Source organism: Corynebacterium lowii (genome assembly GCF_001412085.1).
Lineage (GTDB): Bacteria > Actinomycetota > Actinomycetes > Mycobacteriales > Mycobacteriaceae > Corynebacterium > Corynebacterium lowii.
The window spans coordinates 1-15,040 of sequence record NZ_LKEV01000007.1 but is presented as its reverse complement, the minus strand read 5'-3'; the positions used below and the strand labels follow the sequence as shown (position 1 = coordinate 15,040).

Below are 15,040 nucleotides of genomic sequence, written 5' to 3'. Positions count from 1 at the left end.
AGCCGCCCTATCACCTTTCGATTACCACCGTAGTACGGGGCCGTGTCCGCGTAGCTATTGTGGAGGGGGTCACGCGATATTCCCTGATAGAAGGAGTCATCATGGCCACTCCCGTTACTTTTTGGTTCGACGTTTCCTGCCCGTTCTGCTGGCAGACCTCCCGCTGGATCAAGGAGGTAGAAAAGGTGCGCGATATTGAGGTGGAGTGGGTGCCGATGTCCCTTTCCGTGCTCAACGACGGCCGCGATCTCGACCCCGATTACATGGAGAAGATGAAGGCCAACTGGGGCCCGGCCCGCGTTTTCGCCCTGGTCAAGGAGAAGGAGCCGGAGAAGATCGACGCCCTCTACACCGCGATGGGCACCATCATCCACCCCGGCCGCCAGGGCGCCAAGAAGGGCTACGGTGCCTACAACGAGGTGATCGCCCAGGCCCTAGAGCAAGTGGGGCTCGACGCCGCCTACGCCGAGGTGGCCGATGATGAGGCGGGCGACGAGCGCCTGCGCGCCTACCACCAGGGGGCAATGGACGCCGTGGGCGATGAGGTGGGCACGTCCGTCATCAAACTTGGCGACGCCGCCTTCTTCGGCCCCGTCATCACCCGCGTGCCCACCGGCGAGCAAGCAGGGGAGCTTTTCGACGCCTCCGTGGCCCTGGCTGACTACCCCTACTTCTTCGAACTCAAGCGCTCGCGCACGGAAAACCCGCAGATATAGGGAATTGCGAAGCTAGTTCTCGCTCTCCGCGATACTAAGGCGCTTTTCTATCCGCACTAAGCGCCTCTCCACATCGGCCAGGGCGAAGGCTACGGCCTGGCCGATTTTATCGGCATGGCGTGCTGAGGCGTCGGGGTTTCCGTGGTGGGAATCCAACGATGCTAAGTCGGAGCGGTGCTTATTGAGGTCCGACACAAACTTTGCGCAGGTATTGAGGCCCTGGCGCAACAATGCGAGCTCTACATCGGCATCGGAATAGCCATGCGGCTTGCTATCCATAGTTAGTAATCCTCTTTCCAGAGCTGTTTGCTCTGTGGGATGTATCGGACATAAGCGATGAGTCATTACACGGCAGGCGGCGGGGTGTTTGAGTCCTTCTTTCGGGTATCGCTCCGGCGCAAGATATGACTAAGGCCCCCTCCCGCACACCAGCGGAAGGGGGCCTTAAAACCTCGCGGTTTTTCTTAGCAGTCAGCCTCGTTGGAGGACTCATCGCTGCCACCAGCGGCGCCGCCACCGAAGAGGCCGTTGAGGCCACCCAGGGTGTCCACGATGCCCTTAGCGGTCTCCACGCCCTTCTTGGCGTTGTCCAGGCGCTTGCCGGTGAGCTCAGCCTTCTCGGTCTCGGAGGGCTTCTTGGCCTCCTGCTGAGCGGCGGCAGCCTCGGGGGAGAGGGTCTGGCCCGGCAGGATGGAGGGACGCTCATCGGCCATAGCCGGGGCGATGGTAGCGGAGGCGGCCACGGCCAGGGTGGCGGCGCTGACGGCGAACTTACGAGAAAGCTTCATCTCTTCGTTCCCTTTCGTAGTTATCTGACATGTCGTGTGGCGGTCGGTGTTTACGCCACGGGGTGCCAGCATAACGGGGTTGAGTTTAAAATGATAGGAAAAATGGTTACGAGACGATAAATGTTTAGTGTCAATTTAGATAAATGCACGCAGTTACGGCTTGACCAGTGTAAACATCGCTTTTTGGTGGTGTTGAAAGTGATTATCGCCTGCCATATGGTATAGTAACCAAGTTTCTTTTTGATCCTTTTATATGAATCTCTGCACGGAGTATGTGCCGTTATCGTCGTGGGATACACCGGCGCCAATCTGGGTGGCCTCGGGGTTGAGGAGGTTTTCTCGGTGTCCCTCGGAATTGAGCCAATCCTGCACCACATCCTGAGCGCTCGTCTGGGCGCCATAAAAGTGGATGTTCTCGGCAAAGTCCCCCTCGGCGTGCTCAAACACTCCCGTGGTGCTCATGGTCTTGGCCCACTGATCTGCTTCCTCGGAAAGCTCGGCATTGGCTTCTAGGGGGTTGAGTCCGTGCTCGGCGCGCACCTGGTTGCTGAGGTCAATGATCTCTTGGGCGGTGATGTCCTCGGCCACGGCCTCGCCGGCGTGATCGGAGGGTTCGGAAACGGTGGCCTCTTCTACCTCCGGGGCGGCCGCGCTTTCCTCGTGGAGGATGGTGACGTCCTCGGCGTGAGCGTCGGGGGCGTCGGCAATGGCCCCAGCGGCGGCGGCTGCGGGAGTGGCCGCGAGGGCGGCGGCCCCGGCGATCTTGGTGGCGTCGGTATTCTCTTCGGAGGTCATGGTTCCCCTTTCGATGTTAAGAAACGACTACGTACCTATTCGAGCCTAACGCGCAAGGAAAGGGCTCGCAGCGGCTCTTTCTCCGTTAGAATTGGCTCCATGCGCGTATATCTAGGGGCGGACCACGCCGGCTTTGAACTGAAAAACATCATCGCGGATCACCTTCGAGGTGCCGGGCATGAGGTGATTGACTGTGGTGCTCATAATTACGATCCCGAGGACGATTATCCGGCCTTCTGCATTGAGGCAGCTCAGCGGACGGTGAATGATCCCGGTTCCTTGGGCATCGTTTTGGGCGGTTCCGGCAATGGCGAGCAGATCGCCGCGAACAAGGTCAAGGGTGCGCGTTGCGCCCTGGCGTGGTCGGAGGAGACGGCGCGCCTGGCCCGCGAGCACAATAATGCTCAGCTCATCGGCATCGGTGGCCGCATGCACTCCCCGGAGGAGGCGTTGAAGATCGTCGATGCTTTCTTGGAGCAGGAGTGGTCGCAGGCGGAGCGTCACCAGCGGCGCATTGACATCCTGGCCGATTATGAGCGCACGGGGATTGCTCCCACGATTTAATCTGCCGCTGGCCGAGGTTTGGGTATCGCGTACCCGGTGCGATACACTGCCTATCACGCCAGGGGAACGTCGTATAGTGGCTAATACCTCAGCCTTCCAAGCTGAAGACGCGGGTTCGATTCCCGTCGTTCCCTCCAGGAATAAAGGCCCTGCCGCAATGCGGTGGGGCCTTTAACCTACCCCGGTGTAGCCGGGGCTTTGGCGGAGCCGGTAAAGTGGCGGCTCGTACGGGGCGTGGCGCAGCTTGGTAGCGCACCTGCTTTGGGAGCAGGGGGTCGCAGGTTCAAATCCTGTCGCCCCGACGTACATGTTTTATCGCCTAATCCAGGAGAGTGACTCGTGAAGAGTTCCGTCGAGAAGCTGAGCGACACCCGTGTCAAGCTCACTGTGAACGTCCCCTTCGATGAATTGAAGGGCGAGCTTGACCAGGCTTATGCCGCCATCGCGCAGCAGGTGTCTATCCCCGGCTTCCGCAAGGGTAAGGCTCCCCGCCAGCTTATCGACGCCCGCTTTGGCCGCGGTCCCATCCTGGAGCAGGTTGTCAACGATATGCTCCCCTCCCGCTACGAGGCCGCTCTGAGCGAGAACGAGCTCAACCCGCTGGGTCAGCCCGAGGTGGACGTCACGGAGATCAAGGATAAGGAGTTCGTGCAGTTCACCGCCGAGGTGGACGTGCGCCCCGAGATCGAAGTGCCCGACTTCTCCGGTATTGAGGTCACCGTACCCGCCTTGGAGGTCAATGACGAGGCCGTGGACGAGGCCATCGACCAGCTGCGCGGCCGCTTCGCGGAGTTGAAGGACACCAAGCGCAAGCTCAAGACCGGCGACTTCGCCATCATCGACCTCAAGGCCACCATCGACGGCGAGGTTGTGGACGAGGCCACCACCGAAGGCCTTTCCTACGAGATCGGCCAGGGCGACCTCATCGACGGCCTGGATACCGCCCTGCGCGGCATGAAGACCGGCGAGGATAACGAGTTCACCGCCAAGATTCGCAGCGGCGAGCACAAGGACGAGGAAGCCACCATCGCGGTGCACGTCCAGCAGACCAAGGAGCGCAAGCTGCCGGATCTGGACGAGGAGTTCGTGCAGATGGCCTCCGAGTTCGACACCGTGGAGGAACTGCGCGAGTCCACCAAGAACCAGGTGGAGGAGTCCAAGAAGGCCGAGCAGGCCACCGCCATCCGCGATGCCGTGCTGGAGAAGGCGCTTGCCGACGCCGCCTTCCCTCTGCCCGAGGGCGTGGTAAACGAGCAGGTACACAACCAGCTCCACCAATTGCTGGGCCAGCTTGCCCACGACGAGGCTGCCCTGAACTCCGCCCTGGAACAGCAGGGCACCAACCGCGAGGAGTTCGATAAGGAGCAGCGCACCAGCGCCGAGGAGGCTGTGCGCACGCAGCTCTTCCTCGACGCCCTGGCCGAGCAGGAGGCCCCGGAGGTCTCCCAGCAGGAGCTGACCGATCACATCATGTTCACGGCCCAGGCCTACGGAATGGACCCCAACCAGTTCGTGCAGCAGCTCTCCCAGTCCGGGCAGATCGCTAATCTCTTCTCCGATGTGCGCCGTGGCAAGGCCCTGGCCGCCGCCATCTGCCGCACCAAGGTGACGGATTCCGAGGGCAACTCCGTGGACCCCACCGAGTACTTCGGTGAAGAGGAGGAAGAGGGCGAGGATAAGGAGTAATCTCCCCTCTGCCTAGAAGGAGGCTCGGCCCTGGTGGCCGGGCCTTTTCTCGGTTTATGAGGTATCCGCGGCGGCCGCCCAACGCTGTGAGCGAACAGGGGCGCTTTTTGCTACCCGGCGCGGGTAGCCTGTGGGAAGTATCAGTTCAACGCAAGGAGAAAGAAAACCCATGAATGTACCTAGCACGATGGCCGCAGAGGCTTCGGGGCTGAATCTGAGCGATTCTGTGTACGAGCGCCTGCTGCGCGAGCGCATCATCTTCCTGGGCAGCCAGGTGGACGATGAGATCGCCAATAAGCTCTGCGCGCAGATTCTTCTGCTTTCTGCGGAGGACCCCACCCGGGACATTTCCCTGTACATCAATTCCCCCGGTGGTTCCGTCACGGCGGGCATGGCTATTTATGACACGATGAAGTATTCCCCCTGCGATGTGGCTACCTATGGCATGGGCCTGGCGGCCTCGATGGGGCAGTTCCTGCTCACCGCCGGTACCCCTGGCAAGCGCTTTGCTCTCCCGCACGCGCGGATCATGATGCACCAGCCTTCCGCAGGCGTGGGTGGCACGGCGGCGGACATCGCCATTCAGGCGGAGCAGTTTGCGGCCACCAAGAAGGAGATGGCGGAACTCATCGCGGAGCACTCCGGGCAGACCTTCGAGCAGATCACCAAGGATTCTGACCGCGACCGTTGGTTCACCGCCGCCCAGGCCAAGGAATACGGCCTGGTGGATCACGTGATTACCACGGCCCAGGGCTCGGTTAGCAACTAAGAGGATTACAGAGGAGATACCCCCATGAATAACGCTTTTCAGATGCCCTCATCGCGCTACGTGCTGCCCTCCTTCATCGAGCAGTCCGCTTATGGCACCAAGGAAACGAACCCTTATGCCAAGCTCTTTGAGGAGCGCATTATCTTCCTGGGTACCCAGGTAGATGACACCTCCGCTAATGACATCATGGCGCAGCTTCTGGTGCTCGAAGGCCTAGACCCGGACCGGGACATCACCATGTACATCAATTCCCCCGGTGGTTCCTTTACCGCGCTCATGGCTATTTACGACACCATGCAGTACGTGCGCCCCGATGTGCAGACGGTTTGCCTGGGCCAGGCGGCCTCCGCCGCCGCCGTGCTGCTGGCCGCCGGTGCCAAGGGCAAGCGCGCCGTGCTGCCGAACTCCCGCGTGTTGATTCACCAGCCCGCCACCCAGGGCACCCAGGGGCAGGTTTCTGACCTGGAGATTCAGGCCGCAGAAATCGAGCGCATGCGCACCCTTATGGAAAAGACGCTGGCGGCGCACACCGGCCGCAGCGCCGAGCAGATCCGCATTGATACGGACCGCGATAAGATTCTCACCGCCGAGGAGGCCGTGGAGTACGGTATCGCGGATCAGATATTCCAGTACCGCAAGCTGAACGATTAAACACGAAAAAGCGAGGGTCACCCCCTCGCTTTTCTTATGCCGCCGCCTCGATAAGGAGGCGGTGCAGGGTGCTATCCCCGGTGAGTTCGGGGTGGAAGGAACAAGCCAGGCGGTTGCCCTGGCGCACGCCCACGATTGCGCCCTCATAGCGGGAACACACGGTGGCCGCCGGTCCCACGGAGGTGACCTTGGGGCCGCGGATAAAGGCGACGTCGATAGCGGTGCCCTCCCAGTCCACCCGCGTGTGCAGGGAGTTCACCTGGGGGCCAAAGGCATTGCGCTCCACCTCGGCGTCGATAAGCCCCCAGCGGGCTAAGAGGATCAGCCCGGCACAGGTGCCCAGCACGGGTGCGCCCGCGCTTATCGACGCCACGAGGGGCTCGCACACCCCGAAGATTCCGGCGAGCTTATCAATGGGGCCGGATTCCCCTCCGGGGAGCACAAAGGCATCGCAGCCCGCCACGTTCTCGGCGCGGCGAATGAGCCGTACCTGCGCGCCGAGGTCCGCGAGCATCTCCGCGTGTTCGGCCACGCCGCCTTGCAGGGCGAGTACGCCTATGGTCGGTACCGCCACGGTTTACCAACCACGCTCGGCCAGGCGGTGCGGTGCGGGCAGATCGCCCACGTTAATTCCCACCATCGCCTCGCCCAGGCCGCGGGAGACCTCCGCGATCACGGCCGGGTCGTCGTACTGCGCGGTGGCCTTCACGATGGCGGCGGCGCGGGCGGCGGGGTCGCCGGACTTGAAGATGCCGGAGCCCACGAATACGCCGTCGGCCCCCAGCTGCATCATCATGGCGGCGTCGGCGGGCGTGGCCACGCCACCGGCGGTGAACATCACCACGGGGAGCTTTCCGGTGCGGGCCACCTCGGCCACGAGGTCGTAGGGGGCGGAGAGTTCCTTGGCGGCCACGTAGAGTTCATCCTCGCGCAGGTGGCGCAGCCCCGCGATCTCCTCGGTGATGGTGCGGATGTGGCGGGTGGCCTCGGAGACGTCGCCGGTACCGGCCTCGCCCTTGGAGCGGATCATGGCCGCGCCCTCGGCAATGCGGCGCAGGGCCTCGCCCAGGTTGGTGGCGCCGCACACGAAAGGCACGGTGAAGGGCTGCTTATTGATGTGGTGGGTGTAATCGGCGGGGGAGAGGACCTCGGACTCGTCGATGAAGTCCACCTTGAGGTGTTCGAGCACCTGTGCCTCCACGAAGTGCCCGATGCGAGCCTTAGCCATCACGGGGATGGAAACGGCCTCGATGATGCCGGAGATGAGGTCGGGATCGCTCATGCGGGCCACGCCGCCTTGGGCGCGGATGTCGGCGGGCACCCGCTCCAGGGCCATGACGGCCACGGCGCCGGCTTCCTCGGCAATCTTGGCCTGCTCGGGCGTCACCACGTCCATGATGACGCCGCCCTTGAGCATGTCGGCCAGGCCGCGTTTCACCAGCGGGGAGCCGGTGCGGGGGGAATCTACGTGAGTTTCAGTCATGCGGACCATTATGACCCGGGGTGGTGGTCTAAAGAAAGTGCCAAGTTAAGTGAGTTATTTTGTACCACTTGCTGTGCGGGGGCCGATGAATGGCGGATTTTGCTGCCAATAGGCTCCGATGGTGCCAGTGCTCATTGCTACTTCATGGTGACCACGATTACAGTGGTGGGGGTTGCTACGAATCATCATTCGTATGCCGCGTTGCACAAGCCATGTGATGGCACCAAACGTAAAGGAGCAAGAAGATGACGGACTCTATTTATATCGTCGAATCTGCACGATCTCCCATCGGAACCTTCCTGGGTTCCCTCTCCTCCTACAGCCCCATTGACCTGGGCACGCACGTGGCCAAGGCGGTCATCGAGCGCTCCGGCGCCCCCGCCGATGCCTTCGACGCCTCCGTATTCGCCAACGTCGTTACCACCCGCCCCCGCGATGCCTACACCCCCCGCGCGGTGGCGCTGGAATCGGGCCTCCCGCAGCACAGCCACGCCTATGCCGTCAATCGTCTCTGTGGCTCCGGTGTACAGGCCATCGTGAGCGCGGCGCAGCAGATGGTCACCGGCGATTCCGAGCTGGCCCTGGTGGGTGGCTCCGAGGTGATGAGCCAGGCCCCGTACTCCATCCCCGGCATGCGCAAGGGGATCAAGATGGGCGAGGGCAAGCTGGATGACTGGCTCACCGGCGCCCTGACCGACCCGATGGGCAACGGCATCATGGGCATCACCGCGGAGAATATCGCCGCGAAGTTCGGTATCAGCCGCGAGCGCCAGGACGAGTACGCCCTGGAGACCCAGCGCCGCGCCGCCGCCGCCATCGCCAACGGGCACTTTGACGATCAGATCGTTCCGGTGCCGATCCGCGGCGGCGAGTTCACCACCGACGAGCACCCGCGCGAGACCACCCTGGAAAAGCTGGCTGGCCTGCGTCCGACCTTCAAGAAGGACGGCACCGTGACCGCCGGTAACTCCTCCGGCATTAACGACGCCGCCGCCGTCACCGTCATGGCCACCCAAAAGGCCGTGGACGAGCACGGCCTGAACCCCCAGGCCCGCGTGGTGAGCTGGGGTATCGCAGGTTGTGATCCCAAGTACATGGGCCTGGGCCCCGTGGGGGCGGTGCCCAAGGCCCTCAAGAAGGCGGGCCTGAAGCTCGATGATATTGACCTCATCGAGTCCAACGAGGCCTTTGCCGCCCAGTGCATCGCGGTTTCCGACCAGCTGGGCTTTGATCCCGCCAAGACCAACGTGGACGGCGGCGCCATCGCCCTGGGCCACCCGATCGGCGCCACCGGCGTCATCCTCACCGTCAAGCTCATTTCCCGCCTGCGCGCCACCGGTGGCCGCTACGGCCTGGTCACCCTCTGCATCGGTGGCGGCCAGGGTATCGCTCTCGTATTGGAGGTTCAGTAAACAATGACTGCTGATATTCGCACCGCTGCTGTTTTCGGAGCCGGCTCGATGGGCGCGGGCATCGCCGCGCACCTCGCCAACGCCGGGGTGAAGGTTCACCTTCTGGATATTCCCGCCGAGGGGGAGGACCGCGACGCCCGCGCCAAGAAGGGCATCGAACTCCAGGTCAAGCGCCACGGATTCATGCGCCCGGAGTATGCGGAGAACGTGATTCCCGGCAACGTGGAGGATCACCTTGACCGCCTGTCCGAGGCCGAGTGGATCGTGGAGGCCGTGTTTGAGGACTTGAAGGTCAAGCAGGACACCTTCAAGAAGATCGACGCCCACCGCACCCCCGGTACCCCGGTGAGCTCCAATACCTCCACCATTCCGCTGGCGGAACTCCTCGGCGGCCTGGATGAGGGCTTCCGCCGCGATTTCGCCATCACGCACTTCTTCAACCCCCCGCGCGTGATGCGCCTGGTGGAGCTGGTGGAGGGGCCCGATACCCGCCCGGAGGTCACCGAAGCACTCACGTACGTGCTGGAACGCCAGATGGGCAAGGTCATCGTGGATTGCCGCGATACCCCCGGCTTCATCGCCAACCGCATCGGTAACTTCTGGATGGCCGCCGGAGCCTACCTCGCCTTCGAGCAGAACATCGCCCCCGAGCAGGCCGATACCGCCTTTGGGCGTGCCTTTGGTATCCCGCGCACGGGTATCTTCGGGCTCTTCGATTACGTGGGCCTGCAACTCGTCCCGGCTATCTGGGGTTCCTTGCTCTCCGCTCTGCCGGAGCAGGATGCCTACCACCGCTTTGACATCACCACCCGCCCGGAATTCACCACGCTGCTGGATAAGGGCTTTACCGGCCGCACGGCGGAGTCCGGCTTCTACCGTGGCCGCGATGAGGTCTTTGACTTCGCCGCCGGCGATTACCGCCCCCGCGAGTCCTACAGCGTGCCCAAGGACGCCCGCGAACTTCTCACCTCCGATACCCCGGAGGGGCGCTACGCCGAGGACGTGCTGCTGACCACCCTGACTTATTGCTGCGAGACCGCCCCGGAGGTCTGCGACTCCGTGGACGCCATCGACGCCGCGATGGCCCTGGGTTACGGCTGGAAGCAGGGCCCCTTCGCCCTGGCCGACCGCCTGGGCGTGGAGTGGTTGGCCTCCCTCTATGAGGGTCAGGCACCGGCGCTTCTCGACGCCGCCGTCAAGGCCGGTGGCTTCTACCCCGAGGGTGGGATGCTCGGCGCCGATGGCACCGTGCAGACCCCCAAGGAGCGCGAGGGCGTGGTGACCGTCGCGGCGCTCACCGAGGGCGCCGAGGTGATCGTGCGCAACGACGCCGCTACCGTGTACAAGCGCCAGGATGGCATCGGCGTGTTCACCTTCACCACCCCGATGAATGCCTGCACGAACCCGGCGCTTGACGTGCTTAACGAGGTGGCCGATCGCACCGATCTGCGCGCTCTGCTCATCGCCTCCGATAACCCCAGTTCCTTCTGCGCGGGTGCCGATCTCCCCATGATCGCGGGTCTGGCCGCCGAAGGCGATGCGGAGAAGGCCTACCCGGTTATTCGCCACGGCGCGGTGACCTTCCAAAAGCTGCGCGACGCCGCCTTCCCCGTGGTGGGCGCTGTGCGCGGCGTCGCCCTGGGTGGTGGCTCGGAGCTGGTGCTGCATACCGACGCCTCCGTGATCCACGCGGAAACCCGCATGGGCTTCCCGGAGCGTTCTGTGGGGCTCTACCCGGCCTGGGGTGGTTCCGTGCGCGTCTTGCAGCGTCTCGTGGAGTTGGGGGCTCCTAATCCGCATGAGGCTGCGTACGCGGCGTTGCTGAACACCCGCCCGGTGCCTGCGGTGAATCTGCCTATTCTGCGTGATGCGGATAAGGTGATTCTTTCTCCGGATCATGTGATCGCAGAGGCTTTTGCATTGGCCGAGAAGTTGGCGGACGGTTACACCCCGCCGGCCAACCCGGATTTGCCTCTTTATTCCGGCGAGCTGGCTTATACAGAGGGTTCGGAGACGGACGCCGCTATCGGCGCTGCTCTGGCTCGCGTATATGCGGGGGAGGGCACGATCACTGCTGCGGATCTCAGCCTGCGGGAAACCAAGGAGGCCTCCGAGGTTATCGTGAAGCCCAAGAGTGCCGAGCGTGCCGCGCACATGGCTAAGACGCGCAAGCCGCTGAAGAACTAGTCAAGAGTGGGGGTGCAGGTGCGCCATAGCAAACTGCTATGGCGCACCTGCTTCTTTCGTCTATGGGGGGTAAAAGTTCTTCATGATTCCTGGTCGATGAGCGTGCTCTGTGGGGTAGGCACACAGGTTGATCGGGTTCCTCTTCTGCTCGTTTAGCTTTCGCCCAGGGGCCATACCCGGCGCGGTGGAGTCTCACTTGGGGGAACCTGAGAAGCTGAAAATAGATACATTTGTGCACCTAACTCTATGATGGGGAAGGGCGTCCTTATGTTGGTGATTGTGGACTTTGTCACAAGAAGGTATAGGAACGTCTGCATGTGCTCTGACCTGCTGTTTTCTGTGGTCTTGGAGAAAGTTTTGACTTGGTATGGATTCTTTGGTTGTGCTAGAGTCCCACCGTCAGTGTTGTTGCTGTATCGAGGATAGATAGGTATGAGGTATTTGAAATATTCTATATTGTCAGGAAAGAGGGGTTGATATATCGTGTTATTAAAAAGTAATGCGCATAAATCCCCGGGGTTAAGTGGGTTGGTGAAGGCTGCCGTTTCCTTCCTTGCTGCCCTTTCCCTTATTGTAGGGATGGTCATTCCGGCTTCTGCGAATGATGGCACGGGTGCGCCAGTTAACTTCAGGCCTTTTGGGATCAATCCGGCAGCCTTGGAGAGTGGCGCTAATGTGGTTCCAGTGCCCACTCAGCATGGTGGAGGATATGGTATATGTAGCGATGCGGGACTTCCCACTCCGCAAGCCAATGACAAGCAGTATAATAGCGCTAGGAAATTGACGGCTCTGGCTCCGTTGTACGATCAGTCCTTTGGAAGTGGCTTTGAGTCTGCCACTAGGTTGGGTGGCAAGGCTAGGCAAAATGCCCTAGACAGTCTTTATGACCAGTACCTGGTTCCTTTTGACCAGGATCCTCGTCGTGATTCCGTTATTAATCTGATCCGGAAGTCTACGCAGGCCATTAAGAATGGTGACTATGCAGCTTCTAGGGAATATAACGTTGCTCTGCGTGTTCTAACGAGTTCTCATATGGGGGGGTATGAGAACTTTTATTGATTCCGTTCAAAAGGGTAGGCGTGATGTTTATAATGAGGATCCAATTACGGTTTCTCGGCTTGAAGAGCTGACTGGCTTTACAATTGAAAATGGATACTTAAAGCGAACTGGTCGTGAGATTCCCAAGGCTTCTCCTGGGGAATATGTCACGGTATTAACGCATAAGAAGTATACGATTAAGACCCCGGGCAGGGTTCCGCAGAGGATCATCCCGATCGATCAGCCAGGTATTCCGGATAAGCCTAAGCCGGAGCCGACCTCTTCCGTGGTAACTACGCCGGAAGAAACCCCCTCCGTAACTACTGAAGAGCGGGAGCCCTTGCATCCTGTGATTGGGACGCGGGCTGCGTTTGGTGAGGGTTCTGAGCGTGTGGTTGCGGGCGCTACGGTGGTTGACACTGTGACGTATGAGGATTTGGTTCCTGGTAAGGAATATTCTCTTTCTGCTGAGTTGAAGGATAAGGCTGACCCGTCGAGTGTGGTGGGTGTTGGTTCGAAGACGTTTACTGCTGATGAGTCTGGTAAGGGCTCTGTTGAGGTGGAGATCAAGGTCAAGGATGATCTTGAGGGTTCTGTTGCTTCGGCGGTGGCGTTTGAGACGTTGACGTCTTCTGATGAGGATGCTCAGGCGAATAAGGCTGAGGGTCTTCCGGCGGGTTCTGCTGATGATGTGATTGCTGTTCATCATGACATTGATGATGAGGCTCAGACGGTGACGTCGGGTGAGTTGCCTGAGGCGAAGTTGGAGCTGAAGAAGTACATCGGTACGCAGGAGTTTGCTGGTGAGGAGAAGCCGCAGGCTTCCCCGGGTGCTGAGGGTGTTATTGATGCTCAGACTGAGGGTGAGGCTTTTAAGGCTGGGGCTGCTGGTGATGAACTCACGGTGACGTTTGCTGTGACGAATACTGGCAAGTTGGATATGAAGGACGTGTCTGTTTCTGATGCGTTGCTTGATACGGATACTGCTGGTATCTAGCCTGGTACGGTTTCCCCGGAGAAGCAGGATATTCCGGTTGGTGAGACGAAGTACTTTACGGCGAAGATTGCGGCTCCTGATGCTGGGAAGTTGCATGCTGACCAGGCGAAGGCGGAGGGTACTCCGGTGGATAAGTCTGGTAAGGAGACGCCGTTTAAGGATAAGTCTGGTAAGGAGCAGAAGCCGGGTACGCGTGTTCCGTCGAATGAGGATCCTGCTCATGCGGTGACGCCGGAGGTTCCTTCTGCTGGTGTGGCTTTGAAGAAGTACATCGGTGCGAAGACGGATGTTGCTTCTGTGGAGGCTGCTGAGAAGTTGAATGATTCTCAGGAGGAGAAGGACGCTCATGTTGCTTCTGCTGCTGGTGATGATTTGACGGTGGCGTTTGTGGTGGAAAACGTTGGTGAGTTGGCTTTGAAGGATGTTCAGGTTCCTTCGGATGAGGCGATTCGCGAGGCGTTCACGAATGCTGTTGATGGCACTGTTTCTGGTGTGGATGCTGGTACGCCGCAGGTGACGAATATTCGTGTGGCGGAGTTTGCTGGTAATGCTGAGGCGCAGAAGTTGCTGAAGCCTGCGGGCAAGGTGGTTTTCGTTGCTGATTTGAAGGCTCCGGATGCGGCGAAGTTGCATGCGGATAAGGCGAAGACGTCTGGTGTTCCGGTGGGTGAGGATTCTGAGCCGGTTCGGTATGTGCCGTTGGATGAGAATGGCAAGCCGAAGCAGGGTGAGGATGGTAAGCCGCAGGTGGTGGAGCCGTCTACTCCTGTGGAGTCGAATGAGGATCAGGCTCATGCCACCACGCCTTCGGTTCCGAAGATTGAGTTGATTAAGAAGATCAACGGTGATGATGCGGAGACGGAGGATGCTGCTGTTGCTTTGAAGCCGGGTGAAGAGGCTGAGGTGACCTTTGAGGTTACGAATGTGGGTGACGTTAATGTCTTTGACATCACGATTGCTGATGAGACGCTTGACGGCACTGTTGGTGTGGTGACGGATATTAAGGCTGAGGGTTCGGATTCGGATGTGTTTGCCGGTCCGTTGAAGCCTGGTGAGTCGACTACGTTTACTGGCAAGTTGGTGCTAGAGGAAGGTGGTCAGTACCACGCTGACCGTGCGAAGGCTGAGGGTGTTCCGCCGAGCCCGGAGAATCCGGATAAGCCTGGTGAGGATCAGCCGAAGGTTCCTTCTGAGCCGAATGAGGGTCATGCTAAGACGCCTTCTAAGCCTGAGTTGGAGTTGAAGAAGTACATCAATGACAACGATGCTCAGGATTGGGATAGTGCTGAGGAGCTGAAGCCGGGTGAGAAGGCCACGGTGAAGTTCGTGGTGACCAATACCGGTAACGTTGATTTGTTCAATGTCACTCTCTCTGATGAGACGGTGGAGGGTGTTGGTGATGTTGAGAACATCACGCCTGAGCAGATTGATCGCTTGAATGTGGGTGAGTCTGCGGAGTTCACCGGTGAGTTGACGTTGCCGGAGGATAACCAGGAGCACAAGGATGTGGCGAAGGCTGAGGGTGTTCCGCCGAGCCCGGAGAATCCGGATAAGCCTGGTGAGGATCAGCCGAAGGTTCCGTCGAATGAGGATCCGGCCCACGCCAAGACACCGGGCAAGGAAGTCAAGCCCAAGCCTGTTCCTTCTGCTTCTGTCTCTGTGCCTCCTTCGGAGAATCCGGTGAATCCGGATGAGCCGACGCCGGTAGATGAGCCTTCCGATGAGCCGAAGCCGACCACGTCGCAGCCTATGCCTGAGCCGTCCTCGACGGTTCCGGAGGAGCCCGAGGAGCCGGGCGAGCCGGTGACCGAGGAACCTGCTGAGCCGGAGGAGCCGAAGCCTTCTGAGTCCACGCCTGTGGTGCCGGTGAAGCCGGAGCCGGGTAAGCCTGCTCCGAAGATCACCACGGATGCGGCCATTGAGGATAATGGTGCTCTGGTGGCTGGTGCCACGG

14 protein-coding genes and 2 tRNA genes are annotated in these 15,040 nt (G+C 60.6%); 11 read left to right on the top strand and 5 right to left on the bottom strand.

Annotated elements, in window-relative coordinates; translation table 11 throughout:
* Positions 1-101 precede the first annotated feature (101 nt).
* Positions 102-716 carry a mycothiol-dependent nitroreductase Rv2466c family protein gene (locus tag Clow_RS09725; RefSeq protein ID WP_055178709.1) on the top strand — a complete coding sequence of 205 codons (615 nt, stop codon included), beginning with the start codon at positions 102-104 and terminating at the stop codon, positions 714-716.
* Positions 717-728: 12 nt separating this feature from the next.
* Here the strand turns inward: Clow_RS09725 and Clow_RS09720 are convergent, their stop codons facing one another.
* From Clow_RS09720 to Clow_RS09710, 3 genes are all read right to left on the bottom strand, one after another.
* A complete protein-coding gene (locus Clow_RS09720) occupies positions 729-995 on the bottom strand; it encodes a hypothetical protein (RefSeq protein ID WP_055178707.1) in 267 nt (88 codons plus the stop codon).
* Positions 996-1,180: 185 nt separating this feature from the next.
* Positions 1,181-1,504 (bottom strand): hypothetical protein, encoded by a 324-nt coding sequence (locus tag Clow_RS09715; protein ID WP_055178705.1) that lies wholly within the window; start codon positions 1,502-1,504, stop codon positions 1,181-1,183.
* 249 nt (positions 1,505-1,753) lie between these two features.
* Positions 1,754-2,299 (bottom strand): CAP domain-containing protein, encoded by a 546-nt coding sequence (locus tag Clow_RS09710; RefSeq protein ID WP_055178702.1) that lies wholly within the window; start codon positions 2,297-2,299, stop codon positions 1,754-1,756.
* Between the two features lie 99 nt (positions 2,300-2,398).
* Between Clow_RS09710 and Clow_RS09705 the strand changes: the two genes are divergently transcribed.
* The 6 genes from Clow_RS09705 (at position 2,399) to Clow_RS09680 (ending at position 5,969) form a co-directional block, all read left to right on the top strand.
* Positions 2,399-2,863 (top strand): ribose-5-phosphate isomerase, encoded by a 465-nt coding sequence (locus Clow_RS09705; protein WP_055178700.1) that lies wholly within the window; start codon positions 2,399-2,401, stop codon positions 2,861-2,863.
* Positions 2,864-2,925: 62 nt separating this feature from the next.
* A tRNA-Gly gene (locus Clow_RS09700) sits at positions 2,926-3,000 on the top strand.
* 91 nt (positions 3,001-3,091) lie between these two features.
* Positions 3,092-3,165, top strand: a tRNA-Pro gene (locus Clow_RS09695).
* A 37-nt stretch (positions 3,166-3,202) separates the two neighbouring features.
* Entirely contained in the window at positions 3,203-4,549 is a 1,347-nt protein-coding gene (gene tig / locus Clow_RS09690) for a trigger factor (RefSeq protein WP_055178698.1), read from the top strand.
* 169 nt (positions 4,550-4,718) lie between these two features.
* Positions 4,719-5,318, top strand: a complete 600-nt coding sequence (locus Clow_RS09685; RefSeq protein WP_055178696.1) for an ATP-dependent Clp protease proteolytic subunit — start codon at positions 4,719-4,721, stop codon at positions 5,316-5,318.
* Positions 5,319-5,342: 24 nt separating this feature from the next.
* Positions 5,343-5,969, top strand: a complete 627-nt coding sequence (locus Clow_RS09680; RefSeq protein WP_055178694.1) for an ATP-dependent Clp protease proteolytic subunit — start codon at positions 5,343-5,345, stop codon at positions 5,967-5,969.
* Positions 5,970-6,003: 34 nt separating this feature from the next.
* Here the strand turns inward: Clow_RS09680 and pdxT are convergent, their stop codons facing one another.
* Positions 6,004-6,543, bottom strand: coding sequence for a pyridoxal 5'-phosphate synthase glutaminase subunit PdxT (gene pdxT, locus Clow_RS09675; RefSeq protein WP_055178692.1), 540 nt, complete (start codon positions 6,541-6,543; stop codon positions 6,004-6,006).
* A 3-nt stretch (positions 6,544-6,546) separates the two neighbouring features.
* On the bottom strand, positions 6,547-7,461 hold the full coding sequence (gene pdxS / locus Clow_RS09670) for a pyridoxal 5'-phosphate synthase lyase subunit PdxS (protein WP_370871878.1): 915 nt from the start codon (positions 7,459-7,461) through the stop codon (positions 6,547-6,549).
* A gap of 236 nt (positions 7,462-7,697) precedes the next feature.
* Here pdxS and Clow_RS09665 point away from each other — a divergent pair, with 236 nt between their 5' ends.
* The 4 genes from Clow_RS09665 to Clow_RS09650 all read left to right on the top strand — a co-directional run.
* Positions 7,698-8,864 carry an acetyl-CoA C-acyltransferase gene (locus Clow_RS09665; protein ID WP_055178688.1) on the top strand — a complete coding sequence of 389 codons (1,167 nt, stop codon included), beginning with the start codon at positions 7,698-7,700 and terminating at the stop codon, positions 8,862-8,864.
* 3 nt (positions 8,865-8,867) lie between these two features.
* Positions 8,868-11,051 carry a 3-hydroxyacyl-CoA dehydrogenase/enoyl-CoA hydratase family protein gene (locus Clow_RS09660; protein ID WP_055178686.1) on the top strand — a complete coding sequence of 728 codons (2,184 nt, stop codon included), beginning with the start codon at positions 8,868-8,870 and terminating at the stop codon, positions 11,049-11,051.
* Positions 11,052-12,093: 1,042 nt separating this feature from the next.
* Positions 12,094-13,086 (top strand): VaFE repeat-containing surface-anchored protein, encoded by a 993-nt coding sequence (locus Clow_RS09655; RefSeq protein ID WP_082418637.1) that lies wholly within the window; start codon positions 12,094-12,096, stop codon positions 13,084-13,086.
* A 126-nt stretch (positions 13,087-13,212) separates the two neighbouring features.
* The coding region (locus Clow_RS09650) for a DUF7507 domain-containing protein (protein WP_425388410.1) at positions 13,213-15,040 on the top strand (1,828 nt) is incomplete at its 3' end.

Bases quoted from the DNA above. Each gene is read 5' to 3' on its own strand.
- Clow_RS09725 (WP_055178709.1), top strand. From the start codon at position 102: ATGGCCACTCCCGTTACTTTTTGGTTCGACGTTTCCTGCCCGTTCTGC.
- Clow_RS09720 (WP_055178707.1), bottom strand. From the start codon at position 995: ATGGATAGCAAGCCGCATGGCTATTCCGATGCCGATGTAGAGCTCGCA.
- Clow_RS09715 (WP_055178705.1), bottom strand. From the start codon at position 1,504: ATGAAGCTTTCTCGTAAGTTCGCCGTCAGCGCCGCCACCCTGGCCGTG.
- Clow_RS09710 (WP_055178702.1), bottom strand. From the start codon at position 2,299: ATGACCTCCGAAGAGAATACCGACGCCACCAAGATCGCCGGGGCCGCC.
- Clow_RS09705 (WP_055178700.1), top strand. From the start codon at position 2,399: ATGCGCGTATATCTAGGGGCGGACCACGCCGGCTTTGAACTGAAAAAC.
- Clow_RS09685 (WP_055178696.1), top strand. From the start codon at position 4,719: ATGAATGTACCTAGCACGATGGCCGCAGAGGCTTCGGGGCTGAATCTG.
- Clow_RS09680 (WP_055178694.1), top strand. From the start codon at position 5,343: ATGAATAACGCTTTTCAGATGCCCTCATCGCGCTACGTGCTGCCCTCC.
- pdxS (WP_370871878.1), bottom strand. From the start codon at position 7,461: ATGGTCCGCATGACTGAAACTCACGTAGATTCCCCCCGCACCGGCTCC.
- Clow_RS09665 (WP_055178688.1), top strand. From the start codon at position 7,698: ATGACGGACTCTATTTATATCGTCGAATCTGCACGATCTCCCATCGGA.
- Clow_RS09660 (WP_055178686.1), top strand. From the start codon at position 8,868: ATGACTGCTGATATTCGCACCGCTGCTGTTTTCGGAGCCGGCTCGATG.
- Clow_RS09655 (WP_082418637.1), top strand. From the start codon at position 12,094: ATGAGAACTTTTATTGATTCCGTTCAAAAGGGTAGGCGTGATGTTTAT.